13 protein-coding genes are annotated in these 14,571 nt (G+C 66.6%); 6 read left to right on the forward strand and 7 right to left on the reverse strand.

Features of this window, described 5'->3' with window-relative positions; genetic code table 11:
- Nucleotides 1–4: 4 nt before the first annotated feature.
- A complete protein-coding gene (locus tag AAHB16_RS13660) occupies nt 5–1,165 on the reverse strand; it encodes an FAD-dependent monooxygenase (RefSeq protein WP_342051123.1) in 1,161 nt (386 codons plus the stop codon).
- A gap of 328 nt (nt 1,166–1,493) precedes the next feature.
- On the opposite strand from AAHB16_RS13660, the gene AAHB16_RS13665 reads away from it, so the two are divergent.
- From AAHB16_RS13665 to AAHB16_RS13680, 4 genes are read left to right on the forward strand one after another with little or no spacing between them, the layout of a single operon-like run.
- Nucleotides 1,494–2,246 (forward strand): maleate cis-trans isomerase family protein, encoded by a 753-nt coding sequence (locus AAHB16_RS13665; RefSeq protein ID WP_150374816.1) that lies wholly within the window; start codon nt 1,494–1,496, stop codon nt 2,244–2,246.
- Nucleotides 2,247–2,260: 14 nt separating this feature from the next.
- Entirely contained in the window at nt 2,261–3,088 is an 828-nt protein-coding gene (locus tag AAHB16_RS13670) for an alpha/beta fold hydrolase (protein WP_150374815.1), read from the forward strand.
- Between the two features lie 23 nt (nt 3,089–3,111).
- Complete coding sequence (locus tag AAHB16_RS13675) at nt 3,112–4,191, forward strand: 2,5-dihydroxypyridine 5,6-dioxygenase (protein WP_150374814.1); 1,080 nt, start codon at nt 3,112–3,114, stop codon at nt 4,189–4,191.
- Nucleotides 4,184–4,846 (forward strand): N-carbamoylsarcosine amidohydrolase, encoded by a 663-nt coding sequence (locus AAHB16_RS13680; RefSeq protein ID WP_150374813.1) that lies wholly within the window; start codon nt 4,184–4,186, stop codon nt 4,844–4,846. The genes AAHB16_RS13675 and AAHB16_RS13680 overlap by 8 nt, the downstream gene beginning before the upstream one ends.
- Before the next feature lies 1 nt (nt 4,847).
- On the opposite strand, the gene AAHB16_RS13685 is transcribed toward AAHB16_RS13680, so the two are convergent.
- Nucleotides 4,848–5,591, reverse strand: a complete 744-nt coding sequence (locus AAHB16_RS13685; RefSeq protein ID WP_342051124.1) for a TetR/AcrR family transcriptional regulator — start codon at nt 5,589–5,591, stop codon at nt 4,848–4,850.
- Between the two features lie 59 nt (nt 5,592–5,650).
- Here AAHB16_RS13685 and AAHB16_RS13690 point away from each other — a divergent pair, with 59 nt between their 5' ends.
- Complete coding sequence (locus AAHB16_RS13690; protein WP_342051125.1) at nt 5,651–7,837, forward strand: xanthine dehydrogenase family protein molybdopterin-binding subunit; 2,187 nt, start codon at nt 5,651–5,653, stop codon at nt 7,835–7,837.
- Between the two features lie 51 nt (nt 7,838–7,888).
- Here the strand turns inward: AAHB16_RS13690 and AAHB16_RS13695 are convergent, their stop codons facing one another.
- The 3 genes from AAHB16_RS13695 to phnN form a co-directional block, all read right to left on the reverse strand.
- Entirely contained in the window at nt 7,889–9,004 is a 1,116-nt protein-coding gene (locus AAHB16_RS13695; protein WP_342051126.1) for a porin, read from the reverse strand.
- A 195-nt stretch (nt 9,005–9,199) separates the two neighbouring features.
- Complete coding sequence (locus AAHB16_RS13700; RefSeq protein WP_342051127.1) at nt 9,200–10,192, reverse strand: tripartite tricarboxylate transporter substrate binding protein; 993 nt, start codon at nt 10,190–10,192, stop codon at nt 9,200–9,202.
- Nucleotides 10,193–10,235: 43 nt separating this feature from the next.
- Nucleotides 10,236–12,065: a phosphonate metabolism protein/1,5-bisphosphokinase (PRPP-forming) PhnN gene (phnN, locus tag AAHB16_RS13705; protein WP_342051128.1), complete on the reverse strand. Its 1,830-nt coding sequence runs from the start codon at nt 12,063–12,065 to the stop codon at nt 10,236–10,238.
- A 303-nt stretch (nt 12,066–12,368) separates the two neighbouring features.
- Between phnN and AAHB16_RS13710 the strand changes: the two genes are divergently transcribed.
- Nucleotides 12,369–12,914: a MarR family winged helix-turn-helix transcriptional regulator gene (locus AAHB16_RS13710; protein ID WP_150374807.1), complete on the forward strand. Its 546-nt coding sequence runs from the start codon at nt 12,369–12,371 to the stop codon at nt 12,912–12,914.
- Nucleotides 12,915–13,025: 111 nt separating this feature from the next.
- Here the strand turns inward: AAHB16_RS13710 and nadC are convergent, their stop codons facing one another.
- Entirely contained in the window at nt 13,026–13,859 is an 834-nt protein-coding gene (nadC, locus tag AAHB16_RS13715; RefSeq protein ID WP_150374806.1) for a carboxylating nicotinate-nucleotide diphosphorylase, read from the reverse strand.
- Between the two features lie 192 nt (nt 13,860–14,051).
- Nucleotides 14,052–14,558, reverse strand: a complete 507-nt coding sequence (locus tag AAHB16_RS13720) for a MarR family winged helix-turn-helix transcriptional regulator (protein WP_150374805.1) — start codon at nt 14,556–14,558, stop codon at nt 14,052–14,054.
- Nucleotides 14,559–14,571: the final 13 nt, after the last annotated feature.

Here is a 14,571-nt window from a genome sequence, read left to right on the forward strand (position 1 = left end):
CGGTTCAGGCAGCCGCGGGCACGGCACGCGTGGCGGGATCGCGCAGCGGCACCGAGAACACGTCGTAGCCAAAGCACCAGTCGGGGTTCTCGTTCGTCCGCAGCCAGGTGTTGTCATGCGATACCTTCTGCACGCGGCCCGCGCGTTCGGCGCGATTCGCCTCGTAGAGCGAGAACGTGTAAGCGTGATCCTCGAGGCCCGCCTCGACGAAGCAGCGCGTCAGCATCGCCGCGTCCTCGATGGCCATCGCGGCGCCCTGCGCCATATGCGGCTTCATCGGATGGCATGCATCGCCCAGCAGCACCAGCCGGCCACGGCTCCACAGCGGCAGCGGATCGCGTTCCAGCAGCGGCCACTTGGTGACCTCCACCGTGCCCTCGATCAGCGACTGCACGCCCTGGTGCCACCCGTCGAAGGCGGCGCGCATTTCCTCGATGCTGCTCGGCACCCAGCTCTTGCTCATGTCCCATTCCGGCTCGGGCACGCCCGTCACGTAATAGATCTCGTCGAGCTTGCTGGTGTCGAAGTACACCATCATGTGGCGGTCGTCCGACCACCATTTGGTGCAGCGGTCGTGGGTATAGCCCTTGACGCGCGAGATCGGGAACACCGCGCGGTGCGCCACGTAGCCCGTGTACTTCGGCGGCTCCGCGCCCAGCAGATGCTCGCGGATGCGGGAGTTCACGCCGTCCGCGCCGATCACGATATCGGCGTCTTCGACGGTGCCGTCGGTAAAGGTCAGCTTGACCACGTCGCCGAGGTCTTCCACGCGATCGAGCTTCTTGTTGAACACGAGGCGGCTCGGTTCCACCGCTTCGGTCATCAGCGCGTGAAAGTCGCCGCGGTGCACGGTCAGGTAGCTCGCGCCGTAGTGGGAGAGCGCGTAGTCGCCAAGCGGAATCTGCGCAACGACCTCCGCGGTCTTCCAGTCGCGGCTGTACCAATAGTCGGGATGGCAACCCATTGCGTTCATGGCGTCTTCGATGCCGATGCGGCGCAGGATCTTCATCACGTTCGGCCCGACGTGGATGCCGGCACCCAGGCGCGAGAAGCCGGGGGCCTGCTCGTACAGCTTCACATTGAATCCCTCGCGCTGGAGCAGGGCGGCTGCCGCCGTCCCGCCCAGGCCCGCACCGATCACCGCAATTCGCGTATTCCGTTGCACGACGTCTCTCCTGAGTTGGTCTGTCACTGTGAAATCGAGTGTACACACCATACTTTTTCAAGTAAAGCCGACTTTCGATGATCTAGTGAAAACCCTGATTTCCATGTGGCGTGTTTAATTCGATGCCGCAAATTGGCGCAATAATGCGTCAAAGCGGGGATTCATTCATTCAGAATGCACTGAACGAGTGCTTTCCGTGGCCTTGAAAAGTGTGTTGTAAAAATAAGGTGTGTACACTAGAATTTTCGGAAGGGCGCCGTCCAGTGCGCCATGCGTCCCGTGCAGCGAGGCGGGTGGGTAGACAAGACAAAGTTCAACGGAGTCACAAGTGCAGAAAGTTTTCCGCATCGGGCAGATCGTGCCGAGTTCCAACACCACCATGGAAACCGAGATCCCGGCCATGTTGGCCGCCCGCCAGCTCGTGCGTCCGGAGCGCTTCACGTTCCATTCGAGCCGCATGCGCATGAAGACGGTCAAGAAAGAGGAACTCGCGGCGATGGACGGCGAGTCCGACCGCTGCGCGCTGGAACTCAGCGATGCCCGCGTGGACGTGCTGGGCTATGCCTGCCTGGTGGCCATCATGTCGATGGGGCGTGGCTACCATCGCACCTCGGAAACCCGCCTGAAGTCGCGTACGGCGGAGAACGGCGGTACCGCGCCGGTCGTGACGAGCGCCGGCGCGCTGGTCAATGCGCTCAAGGTGATCGGTGCGAAGCGCATCGCGCTGGTGGCGCCGTACATGAAGCCGCTGACCGAGCTCGTGGTCGATTACATCCAGCACGAAGGCTTCGAGGTCGTCGAGTGGCGCGCGCTCGAGATTCCGGACAACCTGGAAGTCGGCCGGCACGATCCGTCGCGCCTGCCCGCCATCGTGGCGTCGATGAACACGAAGGACGTGGATGCCGTGGTGCTGTCGGCGTGCGTCCAGATGCCGTCGCTGCCCGTGGTGGAGAAAGTCGAGGCGATGACGGGCAAGCCCGTGATCACCGCGGCCATCGCCACCACGTACGCGCTGCTGAAGGAACTGGACCTCGAAGCGGTGGTGCCGGGTGGCGGCACGCTGCTGTCGGGCGCCTATTGAACAGGAGAGCCAGCATGAGTACGTTTCTCTATGGCGCCAATGTGCAGGCCAACGGCATTCGCCAGCATTACCTGCGGTACGGCGGCACCGAGGGCGCGCGCGCCGGGCGCGACGCGGTCATTCTGATTCCGGGCATCACGAGCCCCGCCATCACGTGGGGCTTCGTGGGCGAGCGCCTCGGTGCGCATTTCGATACCTACGTGCTCGACGTGCGCGGCCGCGGATTGTCGTCGGCCGGCGATACGCTCGACTACAGCCTCGATGCGCAGGCCGCGGACGTGATCGCGCTGGCGCAGGCACTGGGCCTGAAGCGCTATCAGATCGTCGGCCATTCGATGGGCGGCCGCATCGGCGTGCGCGCGGCACGCTCGCAGCCCGCCGGCCTGACGCGGCTGGTGATGATCGACCCGCCCGTGTCGGGCCCGGGCCGGCGCGCCTATCCCGCGCAACTGCCGTGGTATGTCGACTCGATTCGCCTTGCCGTGCAGGGCACGGACGCCGAAGGCATGCGCCCGTTCTGCCCGACGTGGACCGAGGAACAACGCCGCCTGCGCGCCGAGTGGCTGCATACCTGCGACGAGCGCGCGGTGCTGCAGAGCTTCGACGGGTTTCATACCGACGATATCCACGCCGATCTGCCGCGCGTGAATGTCCCGACGCTGCTGATCACGGCGGCGCGCGGCGACGTCGTGCTGCCGGCCGATGTCGAGGAAATGAAGGCGCTGCGCCCGGGGCTGCTGGAGACGCGCGTGCCCGATGCCGGCCATATGATCCCGTGGGACAACGAAGCGGGCTTCTATGCGGCGTTCGGCGATTTTCTCGGCGCCACGCTGGTGGGCTGAAACTCAACTGCAAGGAGCCAAGCATGGCTGTCAGTGACTACGACCTGATCTGCGCGTGGAAGCAGGTCCTTACGCTGTCGAAACTGGAATCGGGGCAGACCGTGACGGTGCTCACCGGTGCGGACACGCATCCGCAGACGCTGCGCACCGCGCTGCTGGCGGCGCAGTCGATGGGCGCCATCGTCAACCGGCTCGACCTGCCGCCCGTCAACGGCGAAAAGGCGCTGAGCCGCGATGCGCTGGCCTATCTCGGCACCACGCCGCTGACGGGCAACCCCGCGGCCATCGCCGCGCTCAAGGCCAGCGATCTGGTGCTGGACCTGATGACACTGCTGTTCTCGCCCGAGCAGCACGAGATTCTGTCCACCGGCACCAAGATCCTGCTGGCCGTCGAACCGCCCGAAGTACTGGCCCGGCTCGTGCCGACGGAGGCCGACCGCACCCGCGTGAAGGCCGCCACCGCGCGGCTGTCCCGCGCCCGGACCATGCATATCACGTCCGACGCGGGTACCGATCTCCATTGCGCGCTCGGCGAGTTCCCGGCCATCAGCGAGTATGGGTTTGTCGATGAGCCCGGCCGCTGGGACCACTGGCCGAGCGGCTTCGTGCTGACCTGGCCGAACGAGGGCGGCACCAACGGGCACCTCGTGCTCGATCGCGGCGATATCCTGCTGCCGATGAAGTCGTACGTGCAGGAGCCCATCCACGTGACCGTGAAGAACGGCTACGTCACCGCCATCGAAGGCGGGCTCGATGCCGAGCTGCTCGCCGAATACATGGCGTCGTTCAACGATCCGGAGTCGTATGCGATGTCGCATGTCGGATGGGGGCTGCAGCCGCGCGCGCACTGGTCGACGCTGGCGATGTACGACCGCGAGGCCACCATCGGCATGGATGCGCGCGCATTCGAGGGCAACTTCCTGTGCTCGTTCGGCCCGAACAACGAGGCAGGCGGCACCCGCACCACGGCGTGCCATATCGATATGCCGCTGCGGCGCTGCACGGTCAGCCTGGATGGCGAGCCCGTGGTTGCCGCCGGCAAGGTGCTGGACGACACAGTGGACGGCGTCGCACACACGAATCAGGAGCCCGCACATGCATGAAGACGTCCAGACCTATCGCCGCCAGGGCTTTGGCACGGCGATGGACCTCAAGGCCCCTTACGGCCTGCTGATCATCGATTTCGTCAACGGCTTCGCCGATCCGGCCGTGTTCGGCGGCGGCAATATTCCGGAAGCCATCGCCAACACGCAGCCGCTGCTGGCCACGGCGCGGCGCATGGGTTGGCCCGTCGCCCACAGCCGCATCGTCTTTGCCGACGACGATGCGGACCACAACATCTTCACGCTGAAGGTGCCGGGCATGCTGACGCTGAAGGAGGATGGTCCGGCGAGCCAGATCGTGCCGCAACTGGCGCCGGCCGCCGGCGAGCTCGTGGTGCGCAAGACGGTGCCGTCGGCGTTCTTCGGGACGTCGCTCGCGGCCTGGCTCGCGCAGCGCGGCGTGCAGACGCTGGTCGTGGCCGGCTGCGTAACCAGCGGTTGCGTGCGTGCCAGCGTGGTGGATGCCATGTCCTACGGTTTCCGTCCGCTCGTGCTGTCCGATTGTGTGGGCGACCGTGCCATCGGCCCGCACGACGCCAACCTGTTCGACATGGCACAGAAGTACGCGATGGTGATGGCGCGCGACGAGGCCCTTGCCAGGATCGGTGCGAGCGGCGGTGCGAGCGGTGGCGCCACCGGGGCGCTGGCGGCCTAGCTCACGGCTGCGCGCGGCGGGGGCGGCCCGGCGGCCGCCGCCCCGCCGGCGGCGCCTCGAAAGGCTGCACGTCGGCGCGGTGGCACACGGCATTGAGCACGGTGCGCTGAATCACGTCGCGCCAGTGGGCGACGGCCTCGGCGCCCATGATGGGCTCGCCGAGGAACGCGCTCAGCGTGTGGTGGTTGGAGTTGTAGAAGTAGCCGAGCGAGGCGATGATCAGGTAGACGTCGCGCGCCGTGAGTCCGGGCTGGAACGTACCCGCCGCCATGCCGCGCGTGAGGATGCCATCGAGGACGGACAGCGCGTAGCCCGAAATCTCGCTCAGGCGTTCGGATTTGCGGGCATGCCGGGCGCGGTTCAGGTTCTCGCTGTTGAGAATGGCCACGAACTCGGGATGCTCGAGATAGTATTGCCAGACGAAGTCCACGAGCTGCGTCAGGGCCCGCACCGGATTGTCCGGATCCAGTTCGAGCTTCTGTTCGGCTTCGTTGAGCTGGAGGTAGATGGTCTCCAGGACTTCGATAAACAGCTTCTCCTTGCTGCCGAAGTAGTAATAGATCATGCGGTCGTAGGTGTTCGCGAGCGTCGAGATCGCTTCGATGCGTCCGCCGTCGTAACCGCGTTGGGCGAAGACCTTGATCGCGGCCTTGAGGATCTTGGCGCGCGTGTCCTGTGCCTGCCGGGCACGGGTACCGGGTCGCGCCGGGGGGAGGACTGAAGCCTGCTTGATGTCTTTGGGCATTCGAGCCGTGGTCGGAAGTTTGCAACAGAGTATAGCCGGGCAATCCATCAGGATGAGCGATGTCACAGACCCCACGCGCACTGCGTGAAGCGTTGTTTCGAGAGACGGGCGTATTGCTGGTGACGCGTCCCGCGGCGGCCGCGCCGCGTCCTTCGCCGGGCCAGCCGGGCGCGGCCTCCGGCTTCGTTTCCGATCTGCCCGACATCTTCGTGGCGCTGCGCGCGTCGGGCGAGATTCTCGCGTTCAACGGCCATGTGGACCTCGGCACCGGCATCCGGACTTCGCTTGCGCAGATCGTGGCGGAAGAGCTCGAGGTCGAGCCCGAGGCCGTGAAGATGGTGCTCGGCCACACCGAGGCCACACCGAACCAGGGGCCGACGATCGCCAGCGCTTCGATCCAGATCTCGGCGCTGCCGCTGCGGCGCGCCGCAGCGCAGGCGCGCGCATGGCTCGTGGACAAGGCGGCCGGCGGTCCCATCGACCTCGCGGCGCTGCTCGCCGGCGAACATGTCGAACTGCCGCTCGCCGACGACGTCAAGACCAGGCCCGTCGATCAATACCGCGTGGTGGGCCGCAGCGCGCCGCGCGTCGATATTCCGGCCAAGGCGACCGGCGAGCTGACCTTCGTGCACGACATGCGCGTGCCGGGGATGCTGCACGGCCGTGTCGTGCGTCCGCCGTATGCGGGCCGCGACTGTGGCGATTTCGTCGGCACGAGCCTGATCGGTGTGGACGAGACGTCGATTGCCGACGTGCCGGGCGTGGTCCGCATCCATGTGGAAGGCGACTTTATCGGCGTGGTGGCCGAGCGCGAGGAGCAGGCGATCGAGGCCGCGAGGCGGCTCAAGGTCCGCTGGAAACCCGTGCCGCCGCTGCCCGATCTCAACGCGCCGGAGGCCGCCTTGCGCGCGGCGCCCGGCAAGCGGCGCCAGCTCGCGCAGACCGGTGTCACGGCCACGGCCCTCGACGCCGCCGCGCATCGCATCGAACGCAGCTACGTCTGGCCTTATCAGATGCACGGCTCGATCGGGCCGTCGTGCGCGCTGGCGGACTGGACAGACGGCCGGCTGACGATCTGGTCGGGCACGCAGAATCCGCACGTGCTCCGTATCGATATGGCGCGGCTGACGGGCCTCGACGAAGGCAATATCGAGATCGTCCGCATGGAGGCGGCCGGCTGCTACGGGCGCAACTGCGCCGACGATGTGTGTGCCGACGCCGTGCTGCTGGCGCGCGCCGTCGGGCGGCCCGTGCGCGTGCAACTTTCGCGCGAGCAGGAGCATCTGTGGGAGCCCAAGGGCGCCGCGCAGCTGATGGACGTGCGCGGCAGCGCCGATGCCGATGGCGCCTTGACGGCCTACGAGTTTGTGTCGCGCTATCCGTCGAACGATGCGCCGGTGCTGGCGCTATTGCTCACGGGCCGCGTGCCGGCGGACCCGCGCATGCTGGAGATGGGCGATCGCACCGCGATGCCCGCCTACGCCTTCGAATCGCTGGATGTCGCGTGCGACGACACGCCCGCCATCGCGCGGGCCGCGTGGCTGCGGGGCGTCTCCGCGCTGCCCAATACCTTCGCGCACGAGTCGTTTATCGACGAGATGGCCGATCGATGCGGCGCCGATCCGCTGGCATTCCGCCTGCGGCATCTGCCCGATGTCCGGGCGCGCGAACTGCTCGAAGCGCTGGCGCGGGCCGCCGGCTGGCGCGAGGGCGCGCGCGGGTCGCGCGGCAGGCCCGATGCCGACGGCCTGCTGCGCGGGCGCGGCGTGGCCTACGCGCGCTATATCCACAGCAAGTTTCCCGGTTTCGGCGCGGCATGGGCGGCGTGGATCGTCGATGTGGAGGTGCACCCGGACACCGGAGACGTGCGGGTGACGCGGTTGCACGTGGGGCAGGACACCGGGATGATGGTCAATCCGGACGGTGTAAGGCATCAAATCCACGGCAATGTGGTGCAGAGCCTGAGCCGCGTGCTGCGCGAGCAGGTCCGCTTCGATGCCAGCGGGGTGGCCAGCCGCGAGTGGGGCAGTTATCCGATCGCGACGTTTCCCGAACTGCCGCCCATTCATGTGCTGCTGATGCCGAGGCAGGAGGAAAGCCCGCTCGGCGCGGGCGAATCCGCGTCGCTGCCCGGTGCCCCGGCCATCGCCAACGCCTTGTTCGATGCGACCGGCGTCCGCTTTACCCAGGCGCCGTTCGTGCCCGAGGCCGTACGCAGCGCCTGCGCGTCCTTGCTGGCCGTCTGAGCCGGCGTTCTGCGTCCTGCCACCGGCTGCGGTGGCAGGTTCCCCTTTCTGTCAGAACTTGTGGCGGATGCCGACGAGCGCGCCCAGCTGGTTCGTGCCCGCCGGTCCGATCGCGGTCGCGGGGCCGTTGAGGCCGATGCGCGACGTATCGTCATTGCGGATATAGGCGACCTGCGCATAGACATCGGTACGCTTGGAGAACGCGTAGTCGAGCAGCATCGACGCGCTCCATGCATCGCCGTTGCCATTGCGGCCATTGAGCAGGTAGCCGGCACCGCTCAGCGACAGCGCCGGAGTGATCTGGTAACCGGCGCCGATCCAGAACAGGTCCGCGCGCTTGGACGGCAGCGCGGCCGTGGCGCCGATATTGCCATTGAGCCAGCGGTAGCCCGCGAACAGCTTGGCGTTCGCGAACGTATAGGTACCGGCCACGGCGAGTCGCTGGTCCTTCTGCGCCGGGTTCTGTCCGGTCAGACCGCTGGTGCCCTGCTGCATGTCGTAGATCACCGTCACGCCGACCTTGCCCGCGTTGTACTCCAGGCCGCCGCTCATGGCGCGGTCGCTCTTCGGATTGCCAGGCACCTCGCTGCCGAACGCACCGCCGGAAAGCGAGGTGCCGCGCGCAAACGAGTACAGGCCGCTGACCGTGAGGCCGCCGAACTTGCCGACGTACTTGGCGGCATTGTCGTAGCGCCCCGCCGTCATCGTATCCATCGTGAAGATGGAGTAGCGCGGCGACACGGCCATGGCGTCGTAGTTGATCAGGATGTCGTACAGGATATTGTTCTGCCGGCCCAGCGTGACGCGGCCGTATTGCGACGACAGCCCCGTAAAGGCCTGGCGCCCGAACATGCGGCCGCCTTGCGAAGCGGTGCCGCTGTCGATATCGAAGCCGCCTTCGAGCACGAAGAGCGCCTGCAGTCCGCCGCCAAGATCCTCCGTGCCGCGCATGCCCCAGCGCGAGCCGGACAGGTTACCGGAGGTCATGCGGGCGAGGCTGTGATTGTTGGCGTCGGCGTGCGTCAGGTACTCGATGCCGGCGTCGGCCACGCCGTAGAGCGTGATGGACGACTGCGCGTGCGCCGCGTGGGCCGCGCACAGCGTCATGGCTGCCAGCGTGATGTGTCGAAGGGCGGTACGTCGAAGGAAGGTACGGGATTGGCTCATGTTATGTGCGTTCTGGTGGTCGAAATCGTTGGCGCCGCCCCGAAAAAAGCGCGCAGGCCGGCAACGCCCGACGCAATGTCAGGACGCAGGGACGAACGCGCTCTCACGGGGCTGGCTTGCGCCCGCGTAGCGGCGATACGGAAAAACGGGAAGTAGGGGATCTGCCTGCTGAAACCTGGGCGCGGCCCCGGTGCGTCAGTCGACGAACAGGTTGATCTTCGTCGCGAACTTCTGCCAGCGGTCGATATCGCTGCTCACCAGCTTCTGGAACTCTGCCGGTGTACTCGTGCCCGTGGCAAAGCCGAGCTGCGCGAGCGAGGCCTTGATCTCGGGTTTGGCGATCGTCTTGGCGATCTCCGCGTTGAGCTTCTGCACGACTTCTGGCGGCGTGTGCGCCGGCGCGAGGATGCCGAACCACTGATCGACGTCGTAACCGGGTACGCCGAGTTCGCTGACGGTCGGCACGTCGGGCAGGAACGGCGAACGGGCCTGCGAGGTCACGGCCAGCGCGCGCAGCTTGTTGCTCTTGAGGTAGGGCACGGTATTGGTCAGCGTATTGACGCTGACGTCGGCCTGGCCGCCGAGCACATCGGCGATGGCCGGGGCGCAGCCCTTGTACGGGACGTGGAGCATGTCCATCTTGGCGGAGATCTTCAGCAGCTCGCCGGCCAGGTGCTGGGGCGTGCCATTGCCGCACGACGCATAGCTCGGCGGCGTGCCGCTCTTGCCCGCGGTCAGCAGTTCGTTGAACGTGCGGATCTTGGACGTGTACGGCACCGCGATGACGGAGGGCACCGAGGCGAACGAGATGACGGCGCTGAAGTCGGCCTTCGGATCGAACTGCATCTTCTTGAAGACGCTCGGGTTGATGGCGAAGCTGCTGTTGACGATCAGCAGCGTGTAACCGTCCGCGGGGCTTTTGGCCACGAATTCCGCGCCGATGTTGCCGCTGGCGCCGGGGCGGTTATCGACGACCACGGGCTGGCCCAGCGACTTGCTGATGTCGGTGCCGATCACGCGGGCGAGCGCGTCCGTGCCGCCACCTGCCGGAAAGGTGACGACCAGGCGGATGGGCTTTTGCGGAAAGTTGCTGGCAACGTTCGCCTGCGCGAGTCCCGGCAGAGTGGCAAGGGAGCCGGCGGCGAACAGCAGCGATGCCAGACCGCTGACGATGGATGGGGGTCTCATGGATATGCCTCGTCGGTTAGGGTGAAGGAAAGAAGAAGAACGCTCAATCGGGATCGATACGGACTGCCTGGTTGCTCTGGTCGCCACCCGGGCCATGCGCCTCCGCCACCGCGGCGTCGAGTGCCGCGGGCGACGCCGCGTGAATGCGGTAGAGCGCATGGCCCTCGGCCACATGCGCGCCAATCGTGCACAGCAGGTCCACGCCTGCACCGAGATCGCGCGGCGCGCCCGCCGCGCGTGCCACGCCGGAGATGCGCAGACCGTCGATCGCGGCGACGCGTCCAGCCCGGCTGGCCGCGATCTCCGCGATGTGCACGCCGGGCATCACCGCCTCGGGCCTGCGGCCCTGGGCGCCCGCAATGCTGTCGAATGCCGTCCTCGCCTTGCCTTCATCCAGCAGGGCTTCCGCAATTCGCATGCCTTGCTCGGGCGAGCCCACGCGCGGGTCGAAAGCGAGGATCTGGGCGGCGAAGTAAAGGGCCTTGGCGCGCAGGTCGGCGGGGGCGGCCGGATCGTTGTCGAGCACCTGCATGACGTCGCGGACCTCCAGGGCCGGACCGATGCCGCGACCGATCGGGTGGCTGCCATCGGTGGCGATGGCGCGCACGTGCAGGCCCAGCCCCGCGCCGACGCGCTCGAACAGCGCGCCCAGCGCCTCCGCATCGGCGCGGTCGGCGAGCTTGGTCTGCGGCCCGTAGGGCAGGTCCACCATCACGTGCGTGGCGCCGGCCGTGTACTTCTTGGAGAGGATCGAGGCAACGGACCAGCGGCGCGAATCGAGCTTGCGCGGACGGGTGATGGCATTCATCACGTCGTCGATCACGGAATGGTTGAGGCGGCCGTTCCAGGCGATGCAGGCGCGCGCCTGCGCCACGCAGCGCTGCACGTCGGCCTGCGTGAGGTCCACGCGGGCCACGGTTTCCATCGCATCGGCGGTGCCGGCCGCGGACGTGATGGCGCGCGACGAGGTCTTCGGCATCGCGAGGCCATAGGCCGCGACGATGGGCACGACGATCAGCGTGATGCGGCTGCCGGGGACACCGCCCATCGAATGCTTGTCCACCACGAGCGGCTCGTCCCAGGCGATGCGCGGCGTGAAGGCCGTGCGCGCGCGGGCCAGCGCCACCACTTCGTCGTCGTCGAGGCTGCCGGTGGCGGCGATCAGGAACGCCGTCAGTTCCGCTTCGGTGTAGCGCCCGGCAATGGCGTCGCGCAGCACGGCCACGTAAGCGGCTTCGTCGAGCGCCTCGCCGCGCAGTTTCGCCATCAGGTTGACGCGGCTCGAAGGGGCCACGGGGGCCGCCGGCGCGCACGCACCGGCACGCACTGCCTCGACAAAGCGCTGGACACCGGCCTCGAGCGTGCTTTCGTTGGACACCGTGAGGCACTGCACGCCTTCCGGAATCGACGCCGCCTGCCGCGATACGCGCTTCGAGATCTGTTCGCCGGACTCGCGGCCGCGCGAGGCAATGCGCTGGGCCAGCACTTCCTGCGGCGCGGTGACCAGCACGACGGCAAAGTGGGGCAGACGCGCGGCCAGCTCCGCCACCACGCCGCGCGAGCCATTGGCGATGACGTGCGTGCCCGACGCAAGCGTTTCGATCAGCGCGGCGGGCAGCCCGTAGCGCAGCTCGTGCGCGTTCCACGTGACGAGGAACTCGCCGGCCTCCTGGCGACGCGTGAACTCCATATCGGAAACGCCTTCATGATCCTCGCCGGGAGAGCCGCTCGGACGCGTGATGACGCGTTGGGCGAACCGATAGCCGTCCGTGAGAATCGCGCGTGCACCGTCGATCAGGGAGTCCTTGCCTGCGCCACTGGGGCCGACGACAAGGAAGAATGTGCCAGTCTTGTTCATATTTAACTTAGACATCGAAGTTTGTAGGCTTATGCTAGCACCCGCCGATAGCGTGTCAAGTTAAGTTCGATGTCTAAGTTTATGCAAAGGACGGGCCAGCTCCCGGAAATCGAGTGTGTACGCGGGATTCGGGGTTTTCTCAGGGAAAACGCTAGCGGAGACCATGCGCGCTAGCGGTGCGGGATGCATGGACAACGCGCATGACGCACTGATGTAGTGATCGCTACATCGAGTGCGGAATGGCGCTGGACGCGGGTCCGTGGCCAGACGCGCTATCATGTGCGCCGTTCTGTTCCTTTACGCCTCCCTGTCATCGCCATGGCCACGAAAAAGCCAGATAGCCCCGCAGTACCCGTCCCGCTGGACGACGCCAGTGAAGAACGCCTTGCTCACCTGGTGAAGGACGCAGCCCGCGCGTATATCCGCGCGCTGCAGCTGCGGCTGGCCAATCATTCGGTGTCGTACGGCCACTGGACCATCCTGCGCATTCTCTGGCGCCACGATGGCCTCTCGCAGCGCGACCTGAGCGAGCGGGCGGGCGTGACGGAGCCCACCACGTTCTCGGCGGTCAAGGCGCTGGAGGCGCTGGGCTACGTGGAGCGCATGCATCTGCCCGGCAACAAGAAGAAGGTGCACGTGTTCCTGAGCAAGACGGGGCGCGCACTGCGCAAGAAGCTGGAGCCGCTGGCGACCGAGGTCAATACGCTCAGTGTGGAGGGCGTCAGCGAGGAGGACGTGCTGACGACGCGCCGGGTGCTGATCTCCATCACGCAGAAGCTGGTTGCCGACGAGATGGCGCTGGCGGAACGCGGGCGCCGCGTGCCGTCCACGCAGGAAGTGGGGCGGCTGCTGTCGGATCTTTGACGTATCGCCGGCGCGCCACGGGCGCACCACGGCAAAAAGCCCTCGACGGCGAACCGGCGAGGGCGAAGCCTTCTCGGGTAGAAGGCGCTACAACTGGGAACCGCGCGCGAATCAGGCTTCGTCGAGGCCGATATCCACGGCCGGGGCCGACTGCGTGATCTTGCTCGTGGAGATATAGTCCACACCGGTTTCCGCGATCGGACGAATCGTTTCCAGGCGGATACCGCCCGAGGCTTCGACCTTGGTGCGGCCGTTCACGATCTGTACCGCTTCCTTCATGTCGGGCACGGACATGTTGTCCAGCATGATCACGTCCACGCCGGCCGCCAGGGCTTCATGCACCTGCTCCAGACGGTCGCACTCCACCTCCAGCTTCGTCAGCACCGGCAGCTTGCGGCGCACGCGCTCCACCGCGGCGGCAATGCTGCCGCAGACCGCGATGTGGTTGTCCTTGATCATCACGCCATTGTCGAGGCTCAGCCGGTGGTTCAGGCCGCCACCGCAGGTCACCGCATGCTTTTCCAGCGCGCGCAGGCCCGGCGTGGTCTTGCGGCTGTCGATCAGGCGCGCCTTGGTATGGGCAATGGCCTCGGCATACTTCGCCGTGTGGTTGGCGATGCCGCACAGCCGCTGCATGATATTGAGGGCGGTCCGTTCGGCCGTCAGCACGCTACGCGCATTGCCGCTGACGTTCAGCAGGATGGCACCCTTTTCCACCTTGTCTCCATCGGCAACGCGCACGTCGATGGACAGCGACGGATCGTAGCGCGCGAAGATGCGGGCGGCCACGTCGATACCGGCGATGAGCATCGGCTCGCGGGCGTTCATGCAGAACGTGCCGGTTTCGCCCGGCTCGATCATCGTCTGGACCGTCAGGTCGCAGATGCCGATGTCTTCGGTCAGCCAAAGGTCGATCAGCTTGTCGGTGGTGTAGATGTCATACATTTGTCAGCTCCAGAGTCGGTGGATTTGGCACTTCCAAAAATCGTTAGAGATCGAAGTCCATGGCGTAATACTATCGCGTGGACAGGCGATGTCAACAATTATTCGATCTCTAAGATTATGGGGGCGTGACGGGTCCCCGGCGGGAGGCGTGGAACCGACAAATGGGGGCGGAGGAAAGGGGCGGGGAGGGCGTCAGGCGGTGCCGTCGGCGTCGGCGACGGGTTCGGGCGACGCGTCCTCGAGGTCGCTCAGCTTGCGCAGCAGATACAGCAGCGCGACGCGCTCGGCGGGGTTCAGGCCGCCCATGGTGCGCTCGCTGATGTCCTGCGCGAAGGGGACGACCTCACCGATCAGTGTTTGCCCGGCGGGCGACAGCAGCACCACGACCTTGCGGCGGTCGCGCGCGTCGTGCGAGACGACGATCAGGTCCCGCGACTTCAGGCGTTCGATGATGCCGCGCACCGTTGCCTGATCGATGGCCGTGGCGCGGGCGATGGCGCTCAGGGAGCAGGGCCCCTGCGCCTGAATCGCGCAGAGCACCACGAACTGGCCGGCGGTCAGCTGCGAATCGGGAATCGTCTGCTGGAAAATCGAGACATGTCGCTGGTACGCGCGGCGCAGCAGGTGGCCGACCTGCTCGGTAAAGTCGTAGTCGCTGTCCTCGCTGCTGCGTGACTCGTGGCTGGTCTGGGTATTCACTATGAGCGTGCAA

The organism is Cupriavidus sp. OTU4054 (assembly GCF_038440175.1).
GTDB lineage: Bacteria > Pseudomonadota > Gammaproteobacteria > Burkholderiales > Burkholderiaceae > Cupriavidus > Cupriavidus pauculus_D.

Bases quoted from the DNA above. Each gene is read 5' to 3' on its own strand.
- AAHB16_RS13670 (WP_150374815.1), top strand. From the start codon at position 2,261: ATGAGTACGTTTCTCTATGGCGCCAATGTGCAGGCCAACGGCATTCGC.
- AAHB16_RS13675 (WP_150374814.1), top strand. From the start codon at position 3,112: ATGGCTGTCAGTGACTACGACCTGATCTGCGCGTGGAAGCAGGTCCTT.
- AAHB16_RS13680 (WP_150374813.1), top strand. From the start codon at position 4,184: ATGCATGAAGACGTCCAGACCTATCGCCGCCAGGGCTTTGGCACGGCG.
- AAHB16_RS13685 (WP_342051124.1), bottom strand. From the start codon at position 5,591: ATGCCCAAAGACATCAAGCAGGCTTCAGTCCTCCCCCCGGCGCGACCC.
- AAHB16_RS13690 (WP_342051125.1), top strand. From the start codon at position 5,651: ATGTCACAGACCCCACGCGCACTGCGTGAAGCGTTGTTTCGAGAGACG.
- AAHB16_RS13695 (WP_342051126.1), bottom strand. From the start codon at position 9,004: ATGAGCCAATCCCGTACCTTCCTTCGACGTACCGCCCTTCGACACATC.
- AAHB16_RS13700 (WP_342051127.1), bottom strand. From the start codon at position 10,192: ATGAGACCCCCATCCATCGTCAGCGGTCTGGCATCGCTGCTGTTCGCC.
- phnN (WP_342051128.1), bottom strand. From the start codon at position 12,065: ATGTCTAAGTTAAATATGAACAAGACTGGCACATTCTTCCTTGTCGTC.
- AAHB16_RS13710 (WP_150374807.1), top strand. From the start codon at position 12,369: ATGGCCACGAAAAAGCCAGATAGCCCCGCAGTACCCGTCCCGCTGGAC.
- nadC (WP_150374806.1), bottom strand. From the start codon at position 13,859: ATGTATGACATCTACACCACCGACAAGCTGATCGACCTTTGGCTGACC.